Below are 24789 nucleotides of genomic sequence, written 5' to 3' on the forward strand. Positions count from 1 at the left end.
GCGGCCAAATGGAAATCAATATCCCGGCGGCCTTCTAAACCCGCCGTAAACATTCTCTATCTCTTCGCACACTTTCAGCAGAGCAAGGTCCTCTCCTCTGGCCCCTATTACCTGAACACCCATCGGAAGCCCGCCGGAAGAAGACATTGCCGGCAGAGAAACCGCGGGATGCCCGCTAAAATTGAAAAGGATGTTGTAAGCCAGCGCTGCGACCAGCCAGCTGACCTTTGTGCCGTCAATGTCTATCTTTGGACTAAAAGGGTCATCCCAGGCCCCGTGCATCATCCTCGGCATATGAGCAAAAGCCTCAACGGGAAATACCGGGGTCAACCAGGCATCATATTCAACAAGAAGAGAATCCAAGGAGGCAGTAAAGTTTCCCCTCGTTTCCATCAGGCTTTCAAATCCTTTTTTTTCAGCAGAAATCGAAGTTCCCTTGAATAATCCCTGCATTATCCCCCTTCCCGCTCCCCCCGGAACAGGCAAAAGCGGAAGCAGGCTTTGTCTAACATATCTTGTGAAGGGGTCTGCAGAATAAGACATATATCCAGCAAGAAGGCTGCAGGCAGCTTCCTGCGCTTCTTCTATACAAAGCCTAGACTGCGGCAATTCTTCCACAACCGCTCCGGCGCTTTCCAGGCTGCCGATAAGCCTTTCAAACTGAACGCGGGTGTCCCGGCTTACCGGAACATCTCCCAGGGAGCCAGAATACGCCAGTTTCATTTCTTTCAGCTTTATGCCGCTGGTTTCTTCTTCGGTTGCGTCAACAAGCGCACTTAACAAAAGCCGCAGGTCATCCACCGTCCTTGCAATAGGGCTTACCGCGGCCCACTTGCCGAAAAAATTCCATTCTTGAGGCCTAGCTACAGGCCTAATAGAATCCCGTATCCCGGCCAAAGGTATGAGCCCTCCGGTGGGCTTTATCCCGCAAACGCCCGTAAAATGAGGGGGCAGCCGGCCCGAGCCTCCGCAATCCGCGGCCAGGTCCCCCATGGACAGTCCTGCCGCCACGGCAGCGGCAGATCCTCCCGAAGAGCCTCCTGTAGTACATTTGATGTCCCAGGGATTATTGGGGTGCCCGGTATTCTCATCATATGAATCATATGTCCGGCCAAAAGGACAGAGGGCGGTTTTCCCCAGTATCACCGCTCCTGCATCAATTAACCGCTGCACGGCATAAGCATTTTTTGCGGGAACATTATCCGCCAATCTGCGGCTTCCGCATTTTGTTGGGATACCGGCGGTATTATAAAAATCCTTTACCGTTAAAGGCACGCCGTGCAGAGGCCCCCGCCAACGGCCGTTTTTCAGCTCTGCATCAAGAAGACCGGCGCTTTCCATCACGCCGTCTCCATTAAGGGCGGCCAGAGCGTTCAACTGCGGATTGCGCAGTATCTGTTCAAGATGATCATGCGCGGCCAGGCGGCTGGTCACAGCCCCTCTTCTTATCATCCCTGACAGTTGTGATATATTGGAAAATACTATTTTTGTCATCTAACTATTTTTCGTCAACTTCAGGGAAGGATTTCATTTGAAATCGACGCTGCGGACTGCCAACCTTAAAAGGTTTCGAGCTCTGGCCGTTGTGATCTTGAAACCGAAACGGGCCGGCACCCAATTCAAATAGGCATGTGAACTTTTTGAAAGCAAAGTTTGCTTTTTCAGTCTTGACACTTGCGCCATTCCTGCGTGATAATGGTTTCGTGAAAAAGAAACTTGTCTGGGGCTTTTTGGGGGCGGTTTTATTTGCCGCCGCAGCCATATTGTTGACAGCGCCTGAAGACAAAAAGAGCGGCACATCCAAACCCTTTCACAACAACCTGCCCCTCTATTTTGTGGAGAACAGGGGCCAGGCAGGCCCTGCAGATATCAAATACCACGCTCAAACAAAAACAGCCGATATCTACTTTGGGAAAGACCGCTCTGTTATAAGCATTAAAGGCCCCGGGAACAGGGAAAAAAGTGTTCTGCGGCTGGAATACCTGGGAGCAGGCAGCGGCACAAAGATCTCGGGCAGGGACAGGACAAAAGCTGTCTTTAATTATCTCACCGGCAATAAAAAGGAGGGACACAAAACAAATGTCCCCTCTTACTTCGGGATAATACTGAAGAACCTTTATAACGGCATCGACCTTGAATACGGGTCAAAGAACGGCTCCGTCAAATCTGAGTTCGTAATAGGCAGAAAAGGCAAGGCTGCAGACATTCGATTAAGGTACGCAGGCGCTGACTTCCTTTCAATAAACAAGAGCGGCGACCTCATAGTAAAGGCCGGGGCTGTAAAGCTGGTAGAATCAAAGCCCTATGCTTACCAAATAATAGGCGGCAAGATCGCAACAGTAGAAGCGCATTATGTCCTCCTTGCGCATGACACTTACGGCTTCAAGACCGGCAATTATAACAAACTTCATCCTCTTATAATAGATCCCACGCTTGTTTTTTCCGGTTATATCGGAGGAACGGGCAATGATGAGGGGGAAGAGATCTTTGTTGACAGTTCCGGCTATATTTACATAGGATGCGAAACTTACTCGGACAATTTTCCGTCCACTCCTGGGGCATACCAAACCACCCGGGCCGGGACTCAAAATCTGGTCATCAGCAAACTGTCCCCGGACGCTTCCGGACTTGAGTTCTCGACCTATTTCGGGGGCAACGGGCAGGATTTTGTTAACGCTCTTAAGTGCGATGATTCAGGGAACATCTATGTCGGAGGATACACCAACTCCTCAAATCTCCCTGCCACCCCCGGCTGTTACGACAACACACGCTCGGGAGCCCTGGACTGTTTTGTTCTCAAACTGAACAGTACGGGAAGCGCGGTACTCTACTGCTCCTATTTTGGAGGCTCTGACAATGACGTGGCTTACGCCTCCTGTGTGGACGATTCTTACAACATCTATCTTTCGGGTTATTGCTCCTCTGACATGCCCACTACACCAAATGCGTATAAAACCGTTTTCCCGGGCGGCACCTCAAATTTTGCCGCAAAACTTTCCCCCTCGGGTCTTGGAGCAAATGACCTTATCTACAGCACCTTTATAGGGAGCGGGACTACCAGACAGATGCAGGTGGATAGCAGCGGCAATGTCTGCCTTGTCGGGGACACCACATCTTCGGAGTACCCCGTCACCTCGGGTTGTTTCCAGCCGACATTTGGCGGCGGCGACAGGGATGCCTTTGTGACAAAATTGAACAGCGACGGGAGCGATCTTGTCTTTTCCACCTTTCTCGGCGGCAGCGACACCGACAGGGGCTGGCAGGCCAATGTCGATGCTTCATCAAATGTTTACGCAAGCTGCACAACTCTCTCGACCGATTTTCCCGTTAGCGGGGGGGCCTTTCAAACCTCGAGGCCTTCCGCTCTTCTAAACGGGTCCCTTTCAAAATTCAGCCCCGAAGGGGCCCTGCTCTATTCGACCTATGTAGGAGGATCAGGTGTCGATAACAGCCTAAAAATGGCGGCAGCCCGGTCCGGAGATATTTTTTTAGCTGGTTATACCACTTCCGCGGATTTTCCGGTTACTGATGACGCGTACCAAAAGGAACTCAAGGGAGGTTACGACGGCCTTCTGATCAGGCTGTCCCCTTCGGGCAACGGCTCTTCAGACCTTGTCTATTCTACATTTTTCGGGGGGTCATCAGATGACACTCTCAAAGATCTCTTTCTTACACAGAGCAACACGCTCTATATTTTTGGCTACAGCGCCTCTAACGACATGCCGGTTACCGCGGGAGTTTACAGCGCTGTCAATTCGGGGGGCACTGATGCTGTTTATGTCAGGTTCGAACTGGGGCCTCCCGCGCCGAGTTCCTTTTTGAGCGCCGCGGCTTCAACAACTTCCCTTTCACATTCCTGGGCAGTGAACTCCACAAATGAAAGCGGTTTTTACATAGTGGACGGCAGCGGGGCCATAAGGTTAAGGGTCCCGGCAGCCGCCTCAACAACTGTCGAAGCCGCTCTGCTTCCCAATACGCTCTACACTTCAAGGTGCACCGCGTACAACGGGGACGGGGCTTTTACCTCCGAGGCCTCGTCAAAGTATACCTGGATAGAGGCCCCTTCCGGCCTTGGTTCAATTAATACCTCTTCAACAAGCATAACAGTGAAAGCCGAGGGAACTTTCAGTAATCTGTCCCTGGGCAGTTCCGGAATACTGATAGAAAACCTGACGGACGGCACGAACAGCGGCTGGATAAAGGCAGACAGCTGGACCTTTTCGGACCTTTTACCGGGCACCGAATACAGCTTCAGGGTAAGATCAAGGAACGGGGACGCCATAGAGAACCCGGTCCCGTTCTCAAAAACTCTGGCCACAGCAGCTAAAACGCCGATATCGGTCTACAGCGCCGGGGTACAGCTTAGGGACGGCGACACCGTCTCCAGCAGGCTGGCATTTTCCGGGATAGCCTCAACAACAGAAGCACTGGACGCTTCATCGGTAAGGATCTATCTGGACGGCTCGCTTGTCAGTGATGGGACTTATTCCTATTATGATTCTTTCGAACAGGCTCCGGACAGGGCTACCATTTCTTATTCCGTCAGAACTCCTCTTGCCGCAGGGACCCACACGCTGAGCATAACTGCCGGAGGGTCTGGAGGCTCATTGTTCGAGGCAAGCCTTGTCGACCTGAGAGTGGCTTCCGAAACCGGCAGCCAAGGCATCATAGGCGCTGTGCTGGCGCACCCCAATCCCTACGATCCTTCTTCCGGCAATGCAAGGATCACCTACAACCTGGAAAAGGATTCAGCCATAGCGCTTTATATCTTCGGGATAAACGGCAGGCTGGTGCTTAAGAAAGAATTCCTTTCCGGATCCAACGGAGGCAAGGCGGGTTTTAACGATGTTGCCTGGGACGGTAAGGATGATTTTGGAAACGAACTGGGCAACGGCGTGTATGCGGTAAGGATAGTGGACAAGGCAGGCATGAAAGTGATAGGAAAAAGCAAAGTCGCCATCATATGCGGCAGCGCATCAAAAACCGGTGCTCCGTTGTGGCCTCTTGCCGCCGTTATCACTGCTGTTCTGGGGCTTACGGCTTCCGGCGGGGCACACAGGTTCTACAGAGCGCTAAAAAGAAAAAAATGATCCGCAAAGGGGCTTTAGAACAGCTTTTCCTGCTCGCCTGATCTGGCAACGGCCGCTTTGACAAAATCCCTGAACAGAGGATGGGGTCTGTTTGGCCTGGACTTGAATTCCGGATGGTACTGGACAGCTATGAAGAAAGGATGATCTGCTATTTCTACCACTTCAACGAGATTCGCATCCGTATAGATGCCGCTGCATTTTAATCCTTTTTCCTCAAGCACAGAACGAAGGTCGTTGTTAACCTCATACCTGTGGCGGTGCCGTTCGTAGATCCATTCTTCCTGATAGCACTCAAAAAGCCTGGTCCCCTGCTCCACCTTGCACGGATAAGCCCCCAGCCTCATGGTCCCGCCCATGTCTTTTATATTTTTCTGGTCGGGTATGTAATCGATCACAGGAAATTTGGTATGCGGGTTGAATTCCGAGCTGTTGGCATCCGCCATGCTGCAAACGCTGCGGGCAAATTCTATGACCGCGCACTGCATACCGAGGCAGAGTCCCAGGAACGGGACCTTGTTTTCCCTGGCATATTTGATGGCCTTGATCTTTCCCTCTATTCCCCTTGAGCCAAACCCTCCGGGCACGATTATCGCGCAGGCGCCGACAAAATGCCTTGAAACATCGTCTTCTTTTTCTATCTCTTCCGAATTAACCCACATAAGCTCGACCTTGACATCCGAGGCGATCCCGCCGTGCTTTAGAGCCTCCACAACGCTCAGATAAGCATCGTTAAGTTCGACATATTTGCCTACAAGCGCTATCTTTACGGACCTTGCGGGGTTCTTTATGACCTCCACCATCTTTTTCCATTCGGACAGGTCCCCGTCGCCGCATTCAAGGCCCAGATACTTAATGAGGGTGTTGTCCACTTTTTCCTTTTGGAGAGAGAGCGGGACCTCGTATATGGAAGAGGCGTCCGGAAGGCCGATCACGGCATCTTTGTCCGTATCGCAGAAGAGGGCTATCTTTTCTTTAAGTTCCTGCGTTATCGGCTCAGTAGAGCGGCATACTATGATCTCCGGATGTATCCCGATGCCCCTGAGTTCTTTTACGCTGTGCTGGGTCGGTTTGGTCTTGAACTCCGCGGTGGTTTCAAGGAACGGGACCAGGGTAACATGGATATGGACTACATTGGCGTGCCCGACTTCTTTTGAGAACTGCCTGGCGGCTTCAAGAAAGGGCAGGCTCTCAATGTCCCCTACCGTGCCCCCTATCTCGCAGATAACAACATCAAACTCTTCCTCTTTAGTGACCCTTCTGATCCTGTCCTTTATTTCGTTGGTTATGTGCGGAACCACCTGGACCGTACCCCCCAAAAAGTCGCCTCTTCTCTCCTTCTGCAGAACTGTCCAGTAGACCATCCCGGTGGTGATGTTGTTGACCTTTCCAAGGTAGGTGTCTATGAACCTTTCATAATGACCCAGGTCAAGGTCTGTTTCGGCCCCGTCCTCGGTAACAAAGACCTCTCCGTGCTGATAGGGGTTCATAGTACCCGGATCGACATTGATGTATGGATCCAGCTTTTGAACGGTGACCCGCAGTCCCCTTGACTTAAGCAGCCTGCCAATAGAAGAGGCCACTATCCCCTTGCCCAGGGACGAAACAACTCCGCCGGTTATAAAAATATATTTGGGTTTCTTATCCTCCGACAATTCCGTCTCCTTCCACCTCCGAAGCTCTTAGCCTGACTATCTTTATCCTGGTTATCCTCTTTTTAAAGACCCTTTCAACATAGATCCTCAGGTCCTCGAATCTTGCAATGTCCCCCACTGTCGGCAGTTTGCCGAGGAGAGACACCACAAAACCTCCAACGGTATCGTAATCGCCTTCGGGAAGCGCGGTCCCGACCTTTTCGTTGACCTCAACCACGGAAAGCCTGGCATCCACAAGCGCCGAGCCGTCGCTTAGGATGTCGACCGTTTTTTCCTCGATATCGAATTCGTCCTTTATCTCGCCCACTATCTCTTCTATAAGGTCCTCAAGGCTCACAATGCCTGCCGTGCCGCCGTACTCATCCACTATTATAGCAATATGCATGTGCGAAGACTGCATCTGGCGCAGCAGATCGTCAAGTTTTTTTGATTCCGGAACGAACAGCGGAGGCCGCAGCAGTTCTTTGAGCTCTGTCTGTTTACCCATGGCAAAGATGCCGATCAGGTCTTTGGCAAAAAGCACCCCCGTGATATTATCCACCGTCCCCTCATACACAGGTATCCTGGAGTGCCCTGCTTCGATTATCCTTGCGGCAGCTTCTTTTAGGGGGGTTGATACTTCAAGACAGACCATATCCGGCCTCGGGGTCATCACAGCTTTAGCGGTAGTGTCCCCGAACTCAAAGATGCTGTGTATCATTTCTTTTTCTTCCTGCTCAAGGACACCTTCTTCGTGCCCTACGGAAAGCAGCATCTTAAGCTCCTCTTCTGTCACGAACGGGACCTTGCTTGCTGCATCTCCTCCAAAAAGCTTTATCAGGGGCCTGCAGAGGATGTCCAGCACATAGATCACAGGATAAAAAATAAGGGACAAGAATGAGATGACGGGCCCCACAAAAAGCGCGATGCGGTCGCTCAGGCGGATAGCTATGGTCTTGGGAGTGATCTCTCCGAATATCAGGATCAGAAAGGTCATGGTTAGCGCGGCCGTTGTCACCGCAACACTTTCGCTCATAAGTCCTCTGCGCTCGAACAGGTTCATGAAGATATAGGTGGCGATCGAGGCCGCCCCCATGTTGACCAGATTGTTCCCTACCAGTATGGTGGAGAGCATTTTATTAGGGTTCTCTCTGAGGTCGTAGAGGGCTTTTGCCCCAAAAAATCCCTGGCCCAGGAACTTCTTTATCTTTATCCTGCTGACCGAGGTCAGCGCCGTCTCGGACATGGAAAAGAAGGCCGAGCAGGCCACTAACAAGGCCAGGATCAAGATCTCGTTAAGCACTCTTTAACTCCTGAACACCAGGACGATCAGCCTTGGCAAAAAGATATAACAGCCTATCACAACGGAGGCTATCGCCGCAACAAGCACCGCTCCTGCGGCAACATCTTTTGCGACCATGGCCCTGATCTTTCTGGTGAGCATCATCAGATTTACGATCTCTTCCATAGCGGTGTTAAGCAGCTCGAGCACCACCACCGAAGAGATCACCAGGACTAGGATCATCATCTCGACAAAACTTATCTGGAGCAGCACCCCGAGGATAACGGCAAACGCCCCTGTTGCAAGATGTATCTTTAGGTTTCTCTGCGTGCGGAAGGCATAGACCAGTCCCCTGCCGGCATAGCCCAGGCTTTCAGCGAATTTTCTTGGCATAGCGGTCTTCTTTTTCCCTCATTACCATTCTATCAGATTTTGACAGATGGTCATATCCCGCCAGGTGGAGGGCTCCGTGGATGGCAAGCCTTTTGAGCTCATCCTCAAGGGATGCCCCAAATCTGCGGGCATTCCTTTTGGCCGAATCAGTGGAAATGACAACCTCTCCGAGGATCCCTTCCTCTCCCATTTCAAAAGAGAGGACATCCGTTGCCCTGTTGAGCCCTCTGAACTTTTTGTTGAGCCTTCTGATCTCGGGGTCCTTTACAAAAACAACGCTTATCCTGCCCTTTATTTTTTCGGCCCTTGCCACCAAAGCGGCAAGCCTATTTAACTTCTTTAACATCCGCGCCAAGCCCGGTAAGTTTTTGCAGGAATTTTTCATACCCTCTTACTATATGCCTGTCCGTGTCGTCAATAAGCGTCTGGCCCTCGGCAGACAGCCCGGCCAGCACAAGCGCAGCTCCTGCCCTAAGGTCTGACGCCCTTACCGGAGCACCCGACAGTTTTGGCACCCCTTTTATTATCATGCTGTGCCCTTCGGTCTGGATATCCGCGCCCATCCTGTTGAGTTCGTTGACATGCATGAACCTGTTCTCAAAGATGGTCTCCGTTATAACGGAGGCGCCGTCCGCAACTGAGAGTAGGGCCGAGAACTGCGGCTGCATGTCCGTAGGAAATCCCGGATAAGGCAGGGTTTTTATGTTTACGGCCTTTGGCGCATTTTTTGCGCTGACCCTGACAGAGGTCTCTTTTGTTTCGACCTCGGCCCCTGCCTCCGCCAGTTTTGCCGCTATCACAGCAACATCCTCGGGAATAATATCTTTTACGGTAACAGAGCCTTTTGTAACCGCTGCCGCCACCATAAAGGTCCCTGCTTCTATCCTGTCCGGTATTATCCTGTAATCCTGCGCCTTGAGCTGTGCAACTCCGCTTATCGTTATTTTTTCCTCTCCGGCGCCCTTGATATCGGCTCCGCATTTGTTAAGAAAACGGGCCAGGTCCTTAATTTCGGGTTCCTGAGCCGCGTTCTCTATTACTGTTGTACCTTCGGCCAGGGTAGAGGCCATCATAAGGCTTTCGGTTGCGCCTACCGATGGAAAATCCAGGTAGATGTTGCTGCCTTTTAGTTTTTTTGCCTCCGCGATAACAAAACCGTGCTCCATTCTTATGACCGCCCCCATCGCCTCAAGGCCTTTGATATAGAAATTTACGGGCCGGGAGCCGATCGCGCAGCCTCCCGGCAGCGGTACTTTTGCAAGACCTTCCTTTGCAAGGATGGGACCTATCACAAAAAAAGAAGCCCTCATTTTTGTGACCAGTTCGTAAGGCGCCACATGCCTGATCTTGCCGCCCACCCAGACATGGACCCTGCCCGGCTCGCTGTACTCCACTCTCATTCCCAGAGCGCGCAGCACCCTTATCATGGTTATCACATCGTGCAGAAGAGGGATATTTGAGATCACGGTCTCTCCGCCAAGCAGAATGGTGGAAGCAAGGATCGGGAGCGCGGAATTCTTTGAACCGCTTATCTCTACAGAGCCGTTAAGCGGGGTGCCGCCTCTGACAAGTATCTTTCTCATATTAATAGGTAAAGACCGTCACGCTGTCGGGAAGCACTCTGGCAAAGCCTCCCTTTATGGCGACCTTTTGCGTTATTTTGCCGCTGTCAAAAGAGACCTCTCCCTCTTTAAGGTGGACAGCCATCGGAATATGTCCCGGAAGCACTCCAAGAGAGCCTCCCTGTGTCATAAGCGAGACCTGTTCAGCCTGCGCTTCGGCAATTATCTTTTCCGGCTCAATTATCCTTAGTTTTATCGGCATCCTTTATGACCTCGTCTATCGTTCCCTTCATGTAAAAACTGTTCTCGGGAACAGCGTCGTGCTTTCCCTCGATTATTTCTTTGAAGGCCCTGATCGTTTCGGAAAGGGGCACATACTTGCCTTTTCTTCCCGTGAATTCTTCCGCGACAAAAAAGGGCTGGGAAAGGAATTTTTGGATCCTTCTTGCCCTTGCCACTATCAGCTTGTCCGAAGCGGAAAGCTCTTCTATCCCCAGTATGGCAATGATATCCTGAAGTTCTTTGTACCTTTGAAGTATCTTCACTACTTCTTTTGCCGTATCAAAATGGTCCTGCCCGATTATCCTGGGGTCCATTATCCTTGAAGAAGATTGAAGAGGATCGACCGCGGGATATATGCCCAGTTCCATAAGGGACCTTGAAAGCACGATCGTTGAGTCAAGATGAGAAAAGGTGGTCGCGGGCGCCGGGTCCGTAAGGTCGTCCGCCGGAACATATATTGCCTGGACCGAAGTGATGGAGCCGTCCTTTGTAGAGGCTATGCGCTCCTGTATCTGCCCCATTTCTGTTGACAGGGTCGGCTGGTACCCCACAGCGGAAGGCATTCTTCCAAGCAGGGTCGAGACCTCCGATCCCGCCTGAACAAATCTGAAAATATTATCGATAAAAAGCAGAACATCCTGCTTGCCCTCATCCCTGAAGTATTCGGCAAAAGCCAGTCCCGACATTGCGATGCGGAACCTTGCCCCGGGAGATTCGTTCATCTGGCCGAATACCAGGACGGTCTTATCGATAACTCCGGACTGGCGCATCGAAAGGATGAGGTCGTTGCCTTCCCTGCTCCTTTCACCCACTCCGGTAAAGATGGACACTCCTCCGTGCTCTGTAGCGATATTCCTGATCAGTTCCATCACAACGACGGTCTTGCCCACCCCCGCCCCTCCAAAGAGCCCCACCTTGCCGCCTTTGGGATAAGGGACCAGAAGGTCTATCACCTTGATCCCGGTCTCAAAAACTTTTTCCTCCGTCTCCACTTTTGTAACAGAAGGGCTGGGCCTGTGTATGGGATACCGCTTTTCGCTCTTAACCTCGCCTTTGTTGTCTATCGGTTGTCCCAGAAGGTTGAACACTCTTCCAAGAGCGTTCTTCCCGACCGGAACGCTTATGGGCTCCTTCATATCCACAACTTCCAGCCCTCTTGAAAGCCCGTCCGTTGACCCCATAGCTATGCACCTAACCTGCCCGTCGCCAAGGTATTGCTGAACTTCCATCACTATTTCGCCGCCGTTAAACGGCACAGAGACCGCATCATTTATCCTGGGAAGTTCTGCGGCGTCAAAACTTGCATCCACCACCGGGCCCACTATCTGCACTATCCTGCCTTTACCCATTATTTAAGTGCCTCCGCGCTTCCTGTTATTTCTATCAGATCGCCTGTTATCTGTGACTGTCTTGCCTTGTTGCCCGCCAGAGTAAGGGCCTCTATCATGTCTTTGGCGTTCTCCGTGGCCTGCTGCATGGCTATCATCCTGGCCGCGTTCTCGCTGGCATCCGAATCAAGGATCACCTGGACCACCATTGTTTCAAGATATCTGATCAGCATCTCTTCCAAAAAAATGCGGCTGTCCGGCTCAAAAACGAACGGGGGCAGATGGAACTGCGTATTGGGATAAACTTCCGAGAAGAGCGGCATTTCTTTTACCGGAATGTGGTCAAGGTGCTTTTCCTCTTCAAAGATCAGAGGCAGCAGCCTAAGGGCGGAGATCTGAGCCTTTGAAGCGGACACAAAATGATTGTAGAAGAGATAGACCTCTTCCACCGCAGACTTTTTATAAAGCGCGGCTGCCTCTCTTACCAGGTCCCTTGCGGTCTCGTCCCGGTTAGAAAAAGGAGCTGTGTTGTGCCCGGAAATGACATCAAAGCCTCTTCTTTTCAAAAACTCGGACCCCTTTTTCCCTACCGTGATGAACCTTACCCTTCTCCCCTTTGCTTTTTCTTCCTGTGCCGCCTCCTCAACTTTGTGCAGCAGCGCCGTGTTAAGGGCTCCGCACATGCCCTTGTCCGAGGTAAAAACAACAAAAAGGACCAGCCCTGTTTTCCTGACCTCGCAGAGCTTAAGGCTGGAGCGCGTTTGCCTTGAAAGGGACTCTACCAGCTGCGAAACAAAAGAGTGAAGTTCTTCCGAATAAGAAGCCGCCGAGACGGCAAGACGGCTCGATTTTTGATACTTGATGGAAGCCATTGTTTCCATGGCTTTGGTGACCTTGGCTATGTTGGCCACGGCCTTTATCTTGCGTTTATAGTCCAGGCGGCCGCTCATTTAGTTCCTTTTCCCGATAAAAAGAGCTTTTTATAGTTTTCCACTGCTTCTTCAAGCCTCTTTTCCGCCCATTCTTCAAGGACCTCTTTTTTTTCTATGTCGTCTGCGACCTCGCAGTAATTGCTCCTTACAAATTCCAGGAGCCCTTTCTCAAAATCAACGATCTGTTCGGCCTTAAGGTCGTCAAGATGCCCCGTGGTCCCGCAATAAATGGAGATAACCTGCCAAGATACATCCATAGGGACATACTGGTCCTGCTTGAGGATTTCCGTAAGCCTCTGTCCCCTATCAAGCTGCCTTTGGGAGCTTTTGTCCAGGTCCGAGGTGAACTGGGCAAAAGCGGCCAGTTCCCTGTACTGGGCAAGGTCAAGCCTCAGGCTTCCCGCCACTTTCTTCATCGCCTTTATCTGCGCCGAGCCTCCCACCCTGGATACCGACAGCCCTACATTAACCGCCGGACGGATCCCGGAATTGAACAGGTCGTTCTCCAGATAGATCTGGCCGTCGGTAATAGAAATGATATTAGTCGGTATATAGGACGAGATATCTCCGGCCTGGGTCTCCACAATAGGAAGCGCCGTAAGCGAGCCGCCGCCTTTTTCTTCGCTGAGCTTGGAAGCCCGCTCAAGCAGTCTCGAATGAAGATAAAAGATATCTCCCGGGTACGCTTCTCTGCCCGGAGGCCTCCTCAAAAGAAGTGAAAGCTGCCTGTAGGCGACCGCGTGCTTTGAAAGATCATCATAAATGACCAGGGCATTGTCACCCTTATAAAGGTATTCTTCTGCCATCGCGCAGCCCGCATACGGGGCTATGTACTGGAGCGACGGAGAGTCCGTAGGAGAGGCAAATACTATCGTCGTGTATTCCATTGCGCCGCGGCTTTTCAAGATATCGTATATCTTTGCCACCAATGAGGTCTTTTGCCCTATCGCGACATAAAAACATCTGACGCCGGATTTTTTTTGGTTAAGTATAGCATCAATTGCAATCGCGGTCTTGCCGACCCCCCTGTCCCCTATTATCAGCTCTCTCTGGCCCCGTCCGATGGGGATCATCGAGTCCACCGCCTTAAGCCCGGTCTGAAGCGGCCTGTTCACCGGCGCCCTGTCTATAACGGACGGAGCAACTATTTCTATTGGGCGCTCCTTGTCCGAAATGATGCAGGGGCCTCCGTCAAGAGCTTCGCCTAAAGGATTGACTATCCTGCCTAAAAGGGCATCCCCAACGGGGACAGAGACGACTTTCCCGGTCCTTTTTACGCTGTCGCCTTCTTTGACCTTTTCTGCGTCCCTTAAGATTATCACTCCTACGCTGTCGGACAAAAGCGAAAGGGCGATCCCTATGGGGCCTGAGGAAAATTCAAGGAGCTCCATAGACATCACGTTCTCAAGGCCGTAGACAGAGGCTACCCCGTCCCCGGCAGAGGCCACAAAGCCCTGCTCCGAGATCTCTGAGAGGCCTTCATAGCCTTCGATCTCTTTTCTCAGCGCTTCGCTGATCTCCGATGGTTTTAGCACCTTGAGAGCTCCCTTCTGAGCGCGGTCAGCTTTGCGGCCGTGCTTACATCTATGATCCTGTCCCTTATGCCTATCTTTGCTCCCGAGATAATAGAAGGATCGACGATGTTCTCGATAATGATCTTCTTGCCGGTCTTTTTGGAAAGGACCTCGGAAAGCCTGGACAGCTGGAGCTGCTTTAAAGGAGATGCGGTCGTAACAACGGCTTTTTCCTCGTTCTTTGCGGCGCGGCAAAGCGCCTCGAACTCTGTACGCGCGTCAAACAGGCAGCGCTCTCTCTTGTTCCTGTGGATAAGCCCCAAAAACTTTACAAAGCCGGGGCTGAGCAAGGGAGAGAACATCTTTCTGTAGATCGAGACTTTCTGCTCCGCGCTGAATTGCGGAGCAAAGAACATCGCTCTAAAATCCTTTGACCTCTTCATGGCATCCGTGAACTGTTCAAAATCAAGGGACAATTGCCGCAAGGCTTCTGCGCCTTTTGCCGACATCGCCAGCGCCCTGGCGTATTTTTTTGAAGCGTTCCTCATGTCAGTTGAGTTCGGCCTTTTCTATCCGCTCTATTGCTTCGTTTATTGAATCGTCCCGGTCCTTTTCCGAAATAGACCTCTTGAGCAGTTTTTCGCTCGCAAGAACTATCAGCTGGGCCAGCTGGCCTTTGGCCTGTCTTATAGCCTGGTCCTTTTCCTCCTGCGCCTGCGCCTCGGCCCTTTTTATCAGCTGGGCTGCATCAAGTTTGGCGGCCTCAAAAGCATCGGTCTTTATCTTGACCGCAAATTCCGATGCCTTCTTGATGATACGGCCCGCTTCTTCTTCGGCTGCGCTCAGTCTGTTCTCATAAGAGGTCTTAAGGTCTCCCGCTTCAAGAAGCCTGCCCTCCGCCTCTTTTATCTGCGAGGCGATCTTTTCTTTGCGCTGCCTCACCATGTTTTCCAGAGGCTTGAAAAGGAAAGCCTTAAGGATCCAGACCAGCAGCAAAAAATTGACGATCACGGCAAGAATAGTGCCGTTTATTTCAAGCATTTTTGTTCATTCCTGTAAGGGACTTTCCTTGTTCCTATTTGAACGGGTTCACAAAGATCAGCACAATTGCTATCAGCAGCACATACAGGGTAAGGGATTCAATAAATGCAAGCCCCACAATGAGCGCCTGCGTTATCGGGCCCCTTGCTTCCGGCTGCCTGGCAATGGATTCCAGAGCCTTTCCTGTTGCGTTGCCCTGGGCAACGGCCGAGGCTATCGCCGCGATCGCAAGGGCAAAAGCCGCGGAAAAGATCGAGACCGCCGCTATCACTGGCTGGTTCATGGTGCTTCCTCCTTTCTGTATTCTATCAGTTTTTCTAGTGCCCGTCCGAAACCGCCCCTCCGATATAAAATGTCGTCAGCAGCGCAAAGATAAAGGCCTGGACAAACCCGATAAAAAGGCTGAGCGCAAGTATCGGCACGGGATAAATGACAGGGAACACCACTAAAGAGATCAGGATCATGAGTATGGTCTCTTTGCCGAACATATTGCCGAAAAGCCTTATGGCAAGGGAGAACGGCTTGGCCGCCTCTTCCATCAAATTGACGGGAAGAAAAAAGAAAAAAGGCTCGAAAAACTTTTTAAGGTAAGCAAACCCCTTTTCTTTAAAACCGATGTAGTGGATCGAGAAAAAAACCACCAGCGCCAGCCCTGCGGTCACATTTAGGTCCGTGGTAGGAGCCGTCACATGCGGGATGTGCGGTGCCCATTTATCAAAGAACAGCGAATAAACGGCGTTGATGGGAAGGAGTTCGAACCAGTTGGAAATGAGTATAAAAATAAAGAGCGTTGAAATGAGCGGCGCGTACTGGTCCCCTTTTTTACCCATAACGCTCGCAGGAAGCGCGCTTATCGGCTCCATGGCCATCTCGACCGCCGCCTGAAGCATGGTAGGGCCGTTAGGAGAGCTTTTCAGCAGAAAATGTCTTAGCACCGCTGCGGCCGCAACTATGATCGCGGATACCATCAACATGGCAATTATAGTGTCGGCATGAAAATCAAGCCCAAAAAAATGCCAGACGCTGTGATGCCCTATTTGTATCATCTGCTCCTGCCCGCCTTTTCTGCTATCCTTAAAAGGCTCCTCAATCCCGCTGCTATACCGAGAAGCACAAGCGCCAGAGTAAATGCGGGCGAGCAGCCAAATCTGCCGTCAAGAAAGCGGCCCAGCAAAAGCCCTGCCAGCGGCGGGGCTACTATGCTGCCCGCGATGCTGAAGGCCAGGTCGCTGTATCTGATAAAGTTCATTTAAGTTTAAGCGAGTGTTTTAGAGGATCGAATTCCTCCGGCATCCTGTCGGTATAGCCGAACCGCCTCATTATGGAAAAAACGATCCTGTCTGCCGCCAGGCCGTCCCCATAGGGATTTACTGCCCTTGCCATCTTCTGGTACTCGCTCTCATCCGTAAGAAGTTTTTCCGTTTCTCTGATTATCGTATCCGTATCGGTACCCACCATACGCACGGTCCCCGCCTCAACGGCCTCCGGCCTTTCGGTGGTCTCTCTCAGCACAAGGACCGGCTTGCCGAGCGAAGGCGCTTCTTCCTGAACTCCTCCCGAGTCGCTGAGGATAATGTGGGAGGCTTTCATCAGATGAACGAACGGAATATAGTCCATCGGCTCTATCAAGATCACTCCGGGCGTTTTTGAAAGCGTTTCGCTCACAACTTCCCTGACCCGTGGATTTCTGTGGACCGGCAGCACAACAGCAGCGATCTGCGCATGTTTTTCGGCAATTAAGGCCAGAGCCCGGCAGACGCTGCGCATGGGCTCGCCAAAGCTTTCTCTCCTGTGGGTGGTTACCAGGATCACCTTTTTGTTCCTGGGAAGGTTTACTCCGGCCTTTTTAAGGTCAAAGGGTTTCTTGACGGCAAAAAGCAGAGAATCAACCACAGTGTTGCCGGTCAGAAAAACATTGTGCCTCGGCACGCCCTCCTTAAGGAGACAGTCAAGCGCCTTTTTAGTGGGGGCAAAATGAAGGTCGGAAAGCGCCGTTGTCAGCCTGCGGTTCATTTCTTCAGGGTAGGGGTTGAATTTGTTATAGGTCCTCAGTCCCGCCTCCAGATGGCCGACAGGGACCCTGTGGTTAAAAGCGGCAAGGGCACCCGTGAATGTCGTCGTTGTGTCCCCCTGCACCAGTATCATATCGGGCCTTTCCGACCTGATTATCCCCTCAAATCCCTGTATGGACCTGGTGATTATATCGCCAAGCGTCTGGTTCTCTTCCATTATAGAAAGGTCGTAGTCCGGGCGTATCTCAAAAGGCTTCAGCGCCTGGTCCAGCATCTGCCTGTGCTGGGCTGTAACCACCACGATCGGCTCGAACATGTCCGGATGTCCCTTTGCCGCGGCGATCACCGGGGCCATCTTTATCGTTTCCGGCCTTGTCCCAAAGATGAACATCAGCCTTTTCTTCTGCATTAATCTTCTCCTCGACAGGGCCGCCCATCCGCACAGCGCCTTATCTTTCGCAATCTTAAATAGCCTACGACCGCTATCACTATTATCACCGCTATCGCCGCGTAAAGGTCAAGCAGCGTTATCGCAAGGGATGCCAGCCCCAGCAAAAGGCACGCCAGGTAAATGGAAAGTACCGTCTGCCTGTGGCTTAAGCCCTTGTTGAGCAGGCGGTGGTGCAGGTGGCCTTTATCTGCAAGAAAAATGTTCTTCCCGCTCCTGAAGCGCCTCATCATGACAGAAGCCGTGTCATAGATAGGAATGCCCAGTATCAAAATAGGGATCAGAAGGGAAAGGAAGATCGTGCTTTTTAGCACTCCTATCACGGAGGCCGTAGCAAGAATGTAACCGAGAAAAAGGCTGCCTGAATCCCCTAAAAAGATCGAAGCGGGATTAAAATTATATCGCAGAAAACCGATGCAGGAGCCCGCCAGCGCTATCAAAAAGATCGCGGCCCCGGGCTGGTGTATCCTTACCGCGACAATGAAGAGCGTAAAGGACGCGATCGCGGCTATTCCCGCCGCAAGGCCGTCAAGCCCGTCGGCAAGGTTTATAGCATTGGAAAGCCCCACTATCCAAAGCAGCGTAAAAGGAGCCGCCAGAGCCCCCAGCAGTATGACACCGTTGAACGGGTTTGACAGGTAAAAGACCTGGACGCCGAAGAACATCGGAATAGATGCGGCAACTATCTGCCAGAAGAACTTGACCGCGGAAGACAGCCCCCTTACATCGTCCACTGCCCCCAGCAGAAAAATAAGCGTCGAACCCGCCATTATCGCGTACAAAGATTCGTACGGCAGTTTTTTGTTGAGGACCAGCGCCGCGATTATCCCCACAATAGCCGCTATCATGAAACCGGAATAAATGGCTATTCCCCCCAGCCTGGGCATGAGCCGGTCATGGACCTTTCTTTCGGAAGGTTTGTCCAGAGCGTTGAACAAAAAAGCGGCCTGTTTTGCCTTAGGCGTCAGCAGCAGCGAAGCTATGAGCGCGATAGAGAACACTGTGATATACAAGAGCATTTTTTTCATAAAGATTTTATCATACCGGCCATGGAATGACAAACAACAAAACCTTCCGGTTCTCTTCGGGCTGTGGTAAAATTATTATGATGAAACATTCGCTTAAAACAGGCCTCAGTTTCGGCCTTACTTCCGGCATCATCACCACCCTCGGACTGCTGGTAGGGCTGAGCTCCACGACCGGATCGAACCTGATCGTAATCAGCGGCATCCTCACTATAGCCATCGCTGATTCATTTTCCGACGCCCTTGGCATCCACATTTCCGAAGAATCCGAGAACAAGCACACGGACAAAGAGATCTGGGCCGCAACCGCGTCCACATTCCTTTCGAAGCTTTTCTTTGCGTTGACCTTTATAGTCCCGGTCCTGCTGCTGCCCATAATTGCGGCAACCGTGGTCAGCATTGTTTGGGGACTGTCGCTGCTGGGGATCTTTACCTACTATATTGCTGTTGAGCAGGGCTCGAGTCCATGGAAAGCAACGATTGAACATCTGGGGATCGCGGTACTTGTTATCGCTCTTGCGCACGGAGCTGGGGTTTTAATAAATCTGTTTGTTTGCTGAGTCCGGTCCTCAGCAGATAAGGAGGCTTCTGATGAAATACTTTGCGAAATCATTGCTCTTTGCAGCTTTTTTGCTCCAGTTTACGGCGGCTTCTCTGTCGGCAGAAGAAGCCCCTCAGTCCCAGAAACTGGCAAAACAGCTTCAAAACCCGGTGGCCTCTCTGATAAGCGTCCCGTTCCAGAACAATTTTGAGACCGGGCTCGGCGCGGGGAACAACGGGAGCCGATATCTGCTAAGGGTCCAGCCGGTGGTACCACTTTCGCTTAACAAGGATTGGAACCTGATAGTTCGTCCTATCGTTCCATATATCAGCCAGCAGAATGTCACAGGCGCCGCTTCTCAGAAAGGACTTGGAGATACCGAAGTGGAGCTCTTCTTTTCCCCGAAAGAGTTCAAAAAAGGCGAACCGATCTGGGGTGTCGGGGCCGTTATTCTACTGCCCACCGCTTCCGAGGCCGCTATCGGCACGCAAAAATGGGGGCTGGGGCCGAACTTCTGCGTCCTGAAAGAGGACGGCCCGTGGACCGCCGGTCTGCTGGCAAACCAGGTCTGGTCCTTTGCGGGGGATATGTCGCGCAGCGACATAAATCTTACCTACCTGCAGCCTTTTGTCTCCCATTCCAACAAGACAGGGTTCACCTGCTCGGTCCAATCGGAAACCTCCTATGACTGGATAGCAAAGGCATGGACGATCCCATTGGAAGCAGGGATCAGCCAGATAATCCCTTTATTTGGGCACTACACCAGCTTAGGACTTACCGGGATATACAATCTTGAATCCCCTTCCAACATCTCTAAATGGAGCACCAGAGTGGCTATAACGCTGATCTTTCCGGAATGAGCCGCCCGCAGGACCTCTGCGGCTGATGTATAATGCTTGTATATGTCCATCTCAAAAGACACCATAAATTACACGGCTAAACTTGCCCGGCTCGGGCTCACCGAAGAGGAGATCGAGCTTTATGCCAGGCAGTTAAGCGATATCCTCGGCTATGTTGACACCATTAACTCCGTGGACACAAAAAAGATAGAGCCCGCATCCGGCAGCCTCAAGGACATGGATATGACCCCGATGAGAGAAGATGAGGTCATAAGTTTCAAAGGAATTGACCAGATCCTAGGGCAGGCCCCTTTGCGGGAGGACAACATGTTCAGGGTGCCAAAGATCATGGGAGACGAAGAAGCATGAGCCTTCACAGCCTGACCGCGCACGAACTCTCCGACAAACTTAAGAACAAAGAGATCGGCTGCGTTGAGCTTGTAAGCGACCTCTACAAAAGGATAGAGACGGTTGAACCAAACATCGGCGCGTTCAACTGCCTGACCAAAGACCTTGCAATAAAACAGGCAAAAGAGCTTGATAGCGGCCCTTCGACAAGCTCAGGGCCCCTTCGGGGCATCCCCATTGCTGTAAAAGACAACATCTGCACCGAAGGTATTGCCACGACCTGCTCGTCAAAAATACTAAAAGACTATAGACCTCCGTACAACGCAACCATAGTGGACCTTCTGGCTGAAGAAGGAATGATAACTATAGGAAAGACCAATCTCGATGAATTCGCAATGGGCTCTTCTACAGAAAATTCCGCTTTCAAAACGACAAAAAATCCGTGGGACACTCAAACGGTCCCTGGAGGTTCGTCCGGCGGATCGGCCGCCTCTGTTGCCGCGGACGAGACCGTACTTGCCCTTGGCTCCGATACAGGCGGCTCTATCAGACAGCCGGCTTCCTTCTGCGGTGTTGTCGGGTTAAAGCCTACCTACGGAAGGGTTTCCAGGTACGGGCTCATTGCTTTTGCTTCTTCCCTTGACCAGATAGGCCCTCTTACAAAAGATGTGACGGATGCAGCCCTGCTGATGAATGTGATAGCAAAATATGACAAAAAGGATTCCACCTCGGCAAACCAAAAAGCGCCCGATTATCGAAAGTCCCTTGTAAGGGATGTCAAAGGGCTAAAGATAGCGGTTCCCAAAGAACTGACGGGAGAAGGCATCGAGAACAATACAAGGAAGGCAGTGCTTGAGGCTTTGAAGACCCTTGAAAAACTTGGGGCCTCCTGCAAGGAAGTATCCCTGCCTTCACTTAAATACGCGCTTTCGGCCTACTATATAATAGCCCCCGCCGAGGCCTCTTCCAATCTTTCCAGATATGACGGGGTCCACTACGGATATAGAAGCGGCAAACAGGCCGATCTTATGGACATGTATCTCAACACCAGAAAAGAAGGCTTTGGCCCCGAGGTAAAGAGAAGGATAATTATAGGCACTTATGCTCTCAGCTCCGGCTACTACGACGCTTATTACCTAAAGGCCCAAAAGATCAGGACGCTTATACAACAGGACTTTGACTCCACTTTCAAAGAGTTCGATCTTGTTGCCGGCCCAACCTGCCCCTCCCCTGCTTTTAAAGTCGGGGAAAAATGCTCGGACCCTCTTGCCATGTACCTTTCTGACATCGCAACGATACCGGTCAACCTTGCCGGGATACCTGCCATCTCTATCCCGTGCGGCTTTGACGGCGGGCTTCCTCTGGGACTTCAACTGATGGCAAGGGCTTTTGACGAGCCTACCCTTTTTAGGGCGGCTTTTACCTATGAGCAGGAAACTCTGTGGCACAAGAAGAAACCGGTGTTATGAAATACGAGGTTGTCATAGGGCTTGAGACGCACGCGCAGCTGGCTACGAGCTCCAAGATGTTCTGCTCGTGCTCAACAAAGTTCGGCAACGAGCCCAACTCCAACATCTGCCCTGTCTGCTCGGGACAGCCAGGAACTCTTCCGGTCATCAATAGAAAAGCAATAGAGCTGGCCGTCAAGACCGCGCTTGCGCTCAACTGCAAAGTAAACCGCAAGAGCGTCTTTGCTAGAAAGAACTATTTTTATCCCGACCTTCCGAAAGATTATCAGATCTCCCAGTTCGAACTTCCGCTGGCGCAGCATGGATATCTGGACATTGAGGTGGCAGGACAGGTTAAAAGGATAGGCATAACCAGGGTGCACCTCGAAGAGGACGCGGGAAAACTGGTGCACAAAGGAAGCGCGGGCATCAGGGGAGCCGATTATTCGCTGGTCGATCTTAACAGGACCGGTACTCCGCTGATGGAGATAGTGAGCGAGCCCGATATTAGGACCCCGGAAGAAGCTAAGGTATATATGCAAGAACTGGCAAATATATTGAAATACCTTGAGGTCTGCGACGCAAAACTTGAGGAAGGAAGCCTAAGGTGCGACGCCAACATTTCGCTGCGGCCCGTAGGACAAAAAGAGTTTGGGGTAAAGACCGAGGTCAAGAACATGAACTCGTTCAAGGCCGTACAGAGAGCTCTCGAAGGAGAGGTCGAAAGACAGACGCAGCTCCTCGGGCAGGGGGAAAAGATAATACAGGCGACCCTGTTCTTTGACGAGGCCACCGGAAAAACTTCTGTGATGAGGACCAAAGAAAGCTCTCACGATTACAGATATTTCCCGGAGCCTGACCTTTTGCCTCTTATGGTGGCGGAGCAATGGGAAAAGGAGATAAAGAACGGACTTATCGAGCTGCCATCGTCAAAAAGAAAGCGGTTTGAAGAACAGTACAAGCTCTCGGCTTATGACTCGTTGGTCCTATCCGACAACAAAGCGACCGCATCCTTTTTTGAAGACTGCACCAGACTGGTGGACGAGCCCAAACTTGTCGCCAACTGGATCTGTCAGGATGTTGCCGGGTACTTGAACCAGAAAAATCTGGACCTGCTCGGAACAAAACTGACGCCTGCTCTTTTATCAAAACTGATATCTCTTGTAAAAAAAGGCACCATAAGCATGAAGACGGGCAAAGAGCTCCTGACAAAAATAATCGAGACGGGAAAGGACCCTGAAGAACTGGTAAAGGAGTCGGGCTCGACCCAGATATCGGACGAAGCAGCCCTTAAGGAAGTGATCGAACAGGTCATAAAAGCAAATCCCGCCCAGGTCGAACAATTCAGGGGCGGGAAAGAAGCCGTCCTCAATTATCTTCTAGGTCAGGCCATGCGCCAGACAAAAGGCCGGGCAAATTCGGAAGTGCTAAAAAAACTGTTCCTGAAAGAATTGAAGAGCTGATACTCCTGCATTTATCCGTCGTAGCCAACCAGCCTCATTAGCTGTCTAATGCTCAAAGGACTTCCAGATACCGGTCTGGTCAGCAGGAGTCCGGCCATTTGATCGGACATGACCCTGGGCCCGTTTAAACTAAAGGTCCCGGCATCAGTCCCGAGCCTGACCCTTATTCCGTCTTTAAGCCAGTCAAAGAGCTGTAAGCCCGGAAAAAGGTCTCTGTAATTTCTTATGGCCGCGAACGGATTATGCTCTATAACAAATCCTTTGTCTTTGACCATCTCCACAAGACCTGCGAGCCTCTCTATAGTTTTTCCGCTATCCGGATAAGAGGAAAGATCCTCCCACAAGATGGTCCTTGATCTGTCATCCCAAAAAGGTGTGATCATGTTTGCGGGCGAGCCCAAAATATAGCCGTGTCCTATCCCGCTTCCTTCAGGCATTATTTCCAAAAAGCCCCTTACGAACGGAATAAAACCGTCAAAGATCCTGAGGACAGCGCTTTGATATGCACTTTCGTCCCCTTGTTCACGGAACGCTTTGGCTAGGTCGATCATTTCTTTAAGGATAGGGCCTCCGCAGTTTCGCACATCTCCAAGATGCGCGGTCGTTATCAAGCCCATTTCATCATGCACCTGGCCTAGGATCCCGGCCCAGGGCGCTATTTTTCCGGAAAAATCATTAATAATATACTCCGAACCGGATATATCCAAGCCCTGGATCTCCTTTCCTGCCGAATTAACCGCAAAGGCCGCCATTGTGCTCACAGGCCAGTTCTCCTGCCCCATTACTTCATACTCTTTTGACCTGTTAAAACTAAAGATGATACCTATCTGCGGGGTTTGTTGAATGTATCCTGCCGCCATAGCCTCATCGATCGCATCCCTGATACCCTCTTTTACTATCTGGGATGCCGCTATTATCGCGGCTCTCCATTCATCTTCTGCAAGGCTTCTCCCTTTAGCGTTGTCGATCAAACAGCACTTTGCAGGATTAAACCTGATATCAAAGCTCGTTGTCCCGTCCTGAAGGCCCCTCAATGCCGAAATATAGGCCGAATGCTTCAGGGTTTGCGCATCAACAACATAAAAGTCATCTAGAGTTTTATGAGTGATCAATCCTGCCATTGCTTCTGACATCCTGGAAGTGCTTTGAGCCACTGCAGCTCTTTCAATCTCCGGCCGGCCTTCAAAAGCCCCTAGATTAGCCATGATCCGGTCATAACCGGGCCGGTCATTGCTGTAACGGTCCAGGACAAGTTCGGCAACCTCCGTACGGTGCAGACACCTGCTAAGGTGAAAATGGGGGTCTTCTTTTGGCAGAGCTACCATCAGCATTTGAAGGACGGTATAGAATCCGCTTTTTGAGCCGGCCGCATCCAGCAGCGGTACTTCTGCCCCCCTGTTCACGGCATCGAGCATCAAACCTGCATGGCCTTCCAACTCTGTAGCAGTTGCCAGAAGATCAAATAAAGTGGAATCAAGATTATTTGCAAGCCTCAGGCTCAGCGGTCTCGAGTATCTTTGTACCAGATCTTCCGCGTTCCCCTCCACTCTATCAAGCATGAACATATTCCGGAGAGCTGGCCTGGCCAGCGACTGACCCTGTAATGCCCT

Annotated in this window: 24 protein-coding genes; 6 read left to right on the forward strand and 18 right to left on the reverse strand. The window is 51.4% G+C overall.

The features are described 5' to 3' along the window. Positions 1-15: 15 nt before the first annotated feature. Positions 16-1494, reverse strand: a complete 1479-nt coding sequence (locus WC490_06255) for an amidase (GenBank protein ID MFA5098207.1) — start codon at positions 1492-1494, stop codon at positions 16-18. 209 nt (positions 1495-1703) lie between these two features. Between WC490_06255 and WC490_06260 the strand changes: the two genes are divergently transcribed. Then, complete coding sequence (locus WC490_06260) at positions 1704-5090, forward strand: SBBP repeat-containing protein (protein MFA5098208.1); 3387 nt, start codon at positions 1704-1706, stop codon at positions 5088-5090. Between the two features lie 14 nt (positions 5091-5104). Here the strand turns inward: WC490_06260 and WC490_06265 are convergent, their stop codons facing one another. The 16 genes from WC490_06265 to WC490_06340 are packed head-to-tail and all read right to left on the reverse strand — an operon-like array spanning position 5105 to position 18543. Further along, positions 5105-6742 (reverse strand): CTP synthase, encoded by a 1638-nt coding sequence (locus WC490_06265; protein ID MFA5098209.1) that lies wholly within the window; start codon positions 6740-6742, stop codon positions 5105-5107. Beyond that, the gene (locus WC490_06270) at positions 6729-8024 is read right to left on the reverse strand and encodes a hemolysin family protein (protein ID MFA5098210.1); all 1296 of its coding nucleotides are present in this window, start codon (positions 8022-8024) and stop codon (positions 6729-6731) included. The genes WC490_06265 and WC490_06270 overlap by 14 nt, the downstream gene beginning before the upstream one ends. 3 nt (positions 8025-8027) lie before the next feature. Further along, complete coding sequence (locus WC490_06275; GenBank protein ID MFA5098211.1) at positions 8028-8396, reverse strand: diacylglycerol kinase family protein; 369 nt, start codon at positions 8394-8396, stop codon at positions 8028-8030. Beyond that, complete coding sequence (ybeY, locus tag WC490_06280) at positions 8377-8742, reverse strand: rRNA maturation RNase YbeY (protein ID MFA5098212.1); 366 nt, start codon at positions 8740-8742, stop codon at positions 8377-8379. The genes WC490_06275 and ybeY overlap by 20 nt, the downstream gene beginning before the upstream one ends. Continuing rightward, positions 8723-9979, reverse strand: coding sequence for a UDP-N-acetylglucosamine 1-carboxyvinyltransferase (gene murA / locus WC490_06285; protein MFA5098213.1), 1257 nt, complete (start codon positions 9977-9979; stop codon positions 8723-8725). The genes ybeY and murA overlap by 20 nt, the downstream gene beginning before the upstream one ends. A 1-nt stretch (position 9980) precedes the next feature. After that, a complete protein-coding gene (locus WC490_06290; protein ID MFA5098214.1) occupies positions 9981-10220 on the reverse strand; it encodes a F0F1 ATP synthase subunit epsilon in 240 nt (79 codons plus the stop codon). Beyond that, complete coding sequence (atpD, locus tag WC490_06295; GenBank protein ID MFA5098215.1) at positions 10195-11589, reverse strand: F0F1 ATP synthase subunit beta; 1395 nt, start codon at positions 11587-11589, stop codon at positions 10195-10197. Before atpD ends, WC490_06290 begins: the two co-directional genes overlap by 26 nt. Beyond that, positions 11589-12518 carry an ATP synthase F1 subunit gamma gene (atpG, locus tag WC490_06300; GenBank protein MFA5098216.1) on the reverse strand — a complete coding sequence of 310 codons (930 nt, stop codon included), beginning with the start codon at positions 12516-12518 and terminating at the stop codon, positions 11589-11591. The genes atpD and atpG overlap by 1 nt, the downstream gene beginning before the upstream one ends. Further along, positions 12515-14035 carry a F0F1 ATP synthase subunit alpha gene (atpA, locus tag WC490_06305; protein MFA5098217.1) on the reverse strand — a complete coding sequence of 507 codons (1521 nt, stop codon included), beginning with the start codon at positions 14033-14035 and terminating at the stop codon, positions 12515-12517. The genes atpG and atpA overlap by 4 nt, the downstream gene beginning before the upstream one ends. Beyond that, positions 14029-14562 (reverse strand): ATP synthase F1 subunit delta, encoded by a 534-nt coding sequence (gene atpH / locus WC490_06310; protein ID MFA5098218.1) that lies wholly within the window; start codon positions 14560-14562, stop codon positions 14029-14031. Before atpH ends, atpA begins: the two co-directional genes overlap by 7 nt. A 1-nt stretch (position 14563) precedes the next feature. Beyond that, the gene (gene atpF, locus WC490_06315; protein MFA5098219.1) at positions 14564-15055 is read right to left on the reverse strand and encodes a F0F1 ATP synthase subunit B; all 492 of its coding nucleotides are present in this window, start codon (positions 15053-15055) and stop codon (positions 14564-14566) included. A 34-nt stretch (positions 15056-15089) separates the two neighbouring features. Further along, positions 15090-15338 carry an ATP synthase F0 subunit C gene (gene atpE, locus WC490_06320; GenBank protein ID MFA5098220.1) on the reverse strand — a complete coding sequence of 83 codons (249 nt, stop codon included), beginning with the start codon at positions 15336-15338 and terminating at the stop codon, positions 15090-15092. A 34-nt stretch (positions 15339-15372) separates the two neighbouring features. Next, complete coding sequence (gene atpB / locus WC490_06325) at positions 15373-16101, reverse strand: F0F1 ATP synthase subunit A (GenBank protein ID MFA5098221.1); 729 nt, start codon at positions 16099-16101, stop codon at positions 15373-15375. Beyond that, the gene (locus WC490_06330) at positions 16098-16304 is read right to left on the reverse strand and encodes an AtpZ/AtpI family protein (GenBank protein MFA5098222.1); all 207 of its coding nucleotides are present in this window, start codon (positions 16302-16304) and stop codon (positions 16098-16100) included. The genes atpB and WC490_06330 overlap by 4 nt, the downstream gene beginning before the upstream one ends. Continuing rightward, positions 16301-17476: a UDP-N-acetylglucosamine 2-epimerase (non-hydrolyzing) gene (gene wecB / locus WC490_06335; GenBank protein MFA5098223.1), complete on the reverse strand. Its 1176-nt coding sequence runs from the start codon at positions 17474-17476 to the stop codon at positions 16301-16303. Before wecB ends, WC490_06330 begins: the two co-directional genes overlap by 4 nt. Beyond that, positions 17476-18543, reverse strand: a complete 1068-nt coding sequence (locus WC490_06340; GenBank protein ID MFA5098224.1) for an MraY family glycosyltransferase — start codon at positions 18541-18543, stop codon at positions 17476-17478. Before WC490_06340 ends, wecB begins: the two co-directional genes overlap by 1 nt. Before the next feature lie 80 nt (positions 18544-18623). Between WC490_06340 and WC490_06345 the strand changes: the two genes are divergently transcribed. From WC490_06345 to gatB, 5 genes are read left to right on the forward strand one after another with little or no spacing between them, the layout of a single operon-like run. Then, positions 18624-19100, forward strand: a complete 477-nt coding sequence (locus tag WC490_06345; protein MFA5098225.1) for a VIT1/CCC1 transporter family protein — start codon at positions 18624-18626, stop codon at positions 19098-19100. A gap of 31 nt (positions 19101-19131) precedes the next feature. Continuing rightward, on the forward strand, positions 19132-19941 hold the full coding sequence (locus WC490_06350) for a transporter (GenBank protein MFA5098226.1): 810 nt from the start codon (positions 19132-19134) through the stop codon (positions 19939-19941). A 42-nt stretch (positions 19942-19983) separates the two neighbouring features. Beyond that, on the forward strand, positions 19984-20289 hold the full coding sequence (gene gatC, locus WC490_06355) for an Asp-tRNA(Asn)/Glu-tRNA(Gln) amidotransferase subunit GatC (GenBank protein ID MFA5098227.1): 306 nt from the start codon (positions 19984-19986) through the stop codon (positions 20287-20289). After that, complete coding sequence (gene gatA / locus WC490_06360; GenBank protein ID MFA5098228.1) at positions 20286-21737, forward strand: Asp-tRNA(Asn)/Glu-tRNA(Gln) amidotransferase subunit GatA; 1452 nt, start codon at positions 20286-20288, stop codon at positions 21735-21737. The genes gatC and gatA overlap by 4 nt, the downstream gene beginning before the upstream one ends. After that, positions 21710-23179: an Asp-tRNA(Asn)/Glu-tRNA(Gln) amidotransferase subunit GatB gene (gene gatB, locus WC490_06365; GenBank protein MFA5098229.1), complete on the forward strand. Its 1470-nt coding sequence runs from the start codon at positions 21710-21712 to the stop codon at positions 23177-23179. Before gatA ends, gatB begins: the two co-directional genes overlap by 28 nt. A gap of 11 nt (positions 23180-23190) precedes the next feature. Here gatB and WC490_06370 read toward each other — a convergent pair whose 3' ends face one another. Further along, positions 23191-24744 carry a hypothetical protein gene (locus WC490_06370; protein ID MFA5098230.1) on the reverse strand — a complete coding sequence of 518 codons (1554 nt, stop codon included), beginning with the start codon at positions 24742-24744 and terminating at the stop codon, positions 23191-23193. Positions 24745-24789 lie beyond the last annotated feature (45 nt).

The organism is Candidatus Margulisiibacteriota bacterium, from assembly GCA_041650635.1.
Taxonomy (GTDB): Bacteria; Margulisbacteria; WOR-1; order JAKLHX01; family JBAZKV01; genus JBAZKV01.

Excerpts from the sequence above, each read along its gene's own strand:
- WC490_06370 (MFA5098230.1), bottom strand. The coding sequence starts at position 24,744 with ATGTTCATGCTTGATAGAGTGGAGGGGAACGCGGAAGATCTGGTACAA.
- WC490_06345 (MFA5098225.1), top strand. The coding sequence starts at position 18,624 with ATGAAACATTCGCTTAAAACAGGCCTCAGTTTCGGCCTTACTTCCGGC.
- WC490_06340 (MFA5098224.1), bottom strand. The coding sequence starts at position 18,543 with ATGAAAAAAATGCTCTTGTATATCACAGTGTTCTCTATCGCGCTCATA.
- ybeY (MFA5098212.1), bottom strand. The coding sequence starts at position 8,742 with ATGTTAAAGAAGTTAAATAGGCTTGCCGCTTTGGTGGCAAGGGCCGAA.
- WC490_06330 (MFA5098222.1), bottom strand. The coding sequence starts at position 16,304 with ATGAACTTTATCAGATACAGCGACCTGGCCTTCAGCATCGCGGGCAGC.
- WC490_06275 (MFA5098211.1), bottom strand. The coding sequence starts at position 8,396 with ATGCCAAGAAAATTCGCTGAAAGCCTGGGCTATGCCGGCAGGGGACTG.
- atpH (MFA5098218.1), bottom strand. The coding sequence starts at position 14,562 with ATGAGGAACGCTTCAAAAAAATACGCCAGGGCGCTGGCGATGTCGGCA.
- WC490_06350 (MFA5098226.1), top strand. The coding sequence starts at position 19,132 with ATGAAATACTTTGCGAAATCATTGCTCTTTGCAGCTTTTTTGCTCCAG.
- wecB (MFA5098223.1), bottom strand. The coding sequence starts at position 17,476 with ATGCAGAAGAAAAGGCTGATGTTCATCTTTGGGACAAGGCCGGAAACG.
- gatA (MFA5098228.1), top strand. The coding sequence starts at position 20,286 with ATGAGCCTTCACAGCCTGACCGCGCACGAACTCTCCGACAAACTTAAG.
- WC490_06290 (MFA5098214.1), bottom strand. The coding sequence starts at position 10,220 with ATGCCGATAAAACTAAGGATAATTGAGCCGGAAAAGATAATTGCCGAA.
- atpG (MFA5098216.1), bottom strand. The coding sequence starts at position 12,518 with ATGAGCGGCCGCCTGGACTATAAACGCAAGATAAAGGCCGTGGCCAAC.
- atpE (MFA5098220.1), bottom strand. The coding sequence starts at position 15,338 with ATGAACCAGCCAGTGATAGCGGCGGTCTCGATCTTTTCCGCGGCTTTT.
- murA (MFA5098213.1), bottom strand. The coding sequence starts at position 9,979 with ATGAGAAAGATACTTGTCAGAGGCGGCACCCCGCTTAACGGCTCTGTA.
- atpD (MFA5098215.1), bottom strand. The coding sequence starts at position 11,589 with ATGGGTAAAGGCAGGATAGTGCAGATAGTGGGCCCGGTGGTGGATGCA.
- atpF (MFA5098219.1), bottom strand. The coding sequence starts at position 15,055 with ATGCTTGAAATAAACGGCACTATTCTTGCCGTGATCGTCAATTTTTTG.
- WC490_06255 (MFA5098207.1), bottom strand. The coding sequence starts at position 1,494 with ATGACAAAAATAGTATTTTCCAATATATCACAACTGTCAGGGATGATA.
- gatC (MFA5098227.1), top strand. The coding sequence starts at position 19,984 with ATGTCCATCTCAAAAGACACCATAAATTACACGGCTAAACTTGCCCGG.
- atpB (MFA5098221.1), bottom strand. The coding sequence starts at position 16,101 with ATGATACAAATAGGGCATCACAGCGTCTGGCATTTTTTTGGGCTTGAT.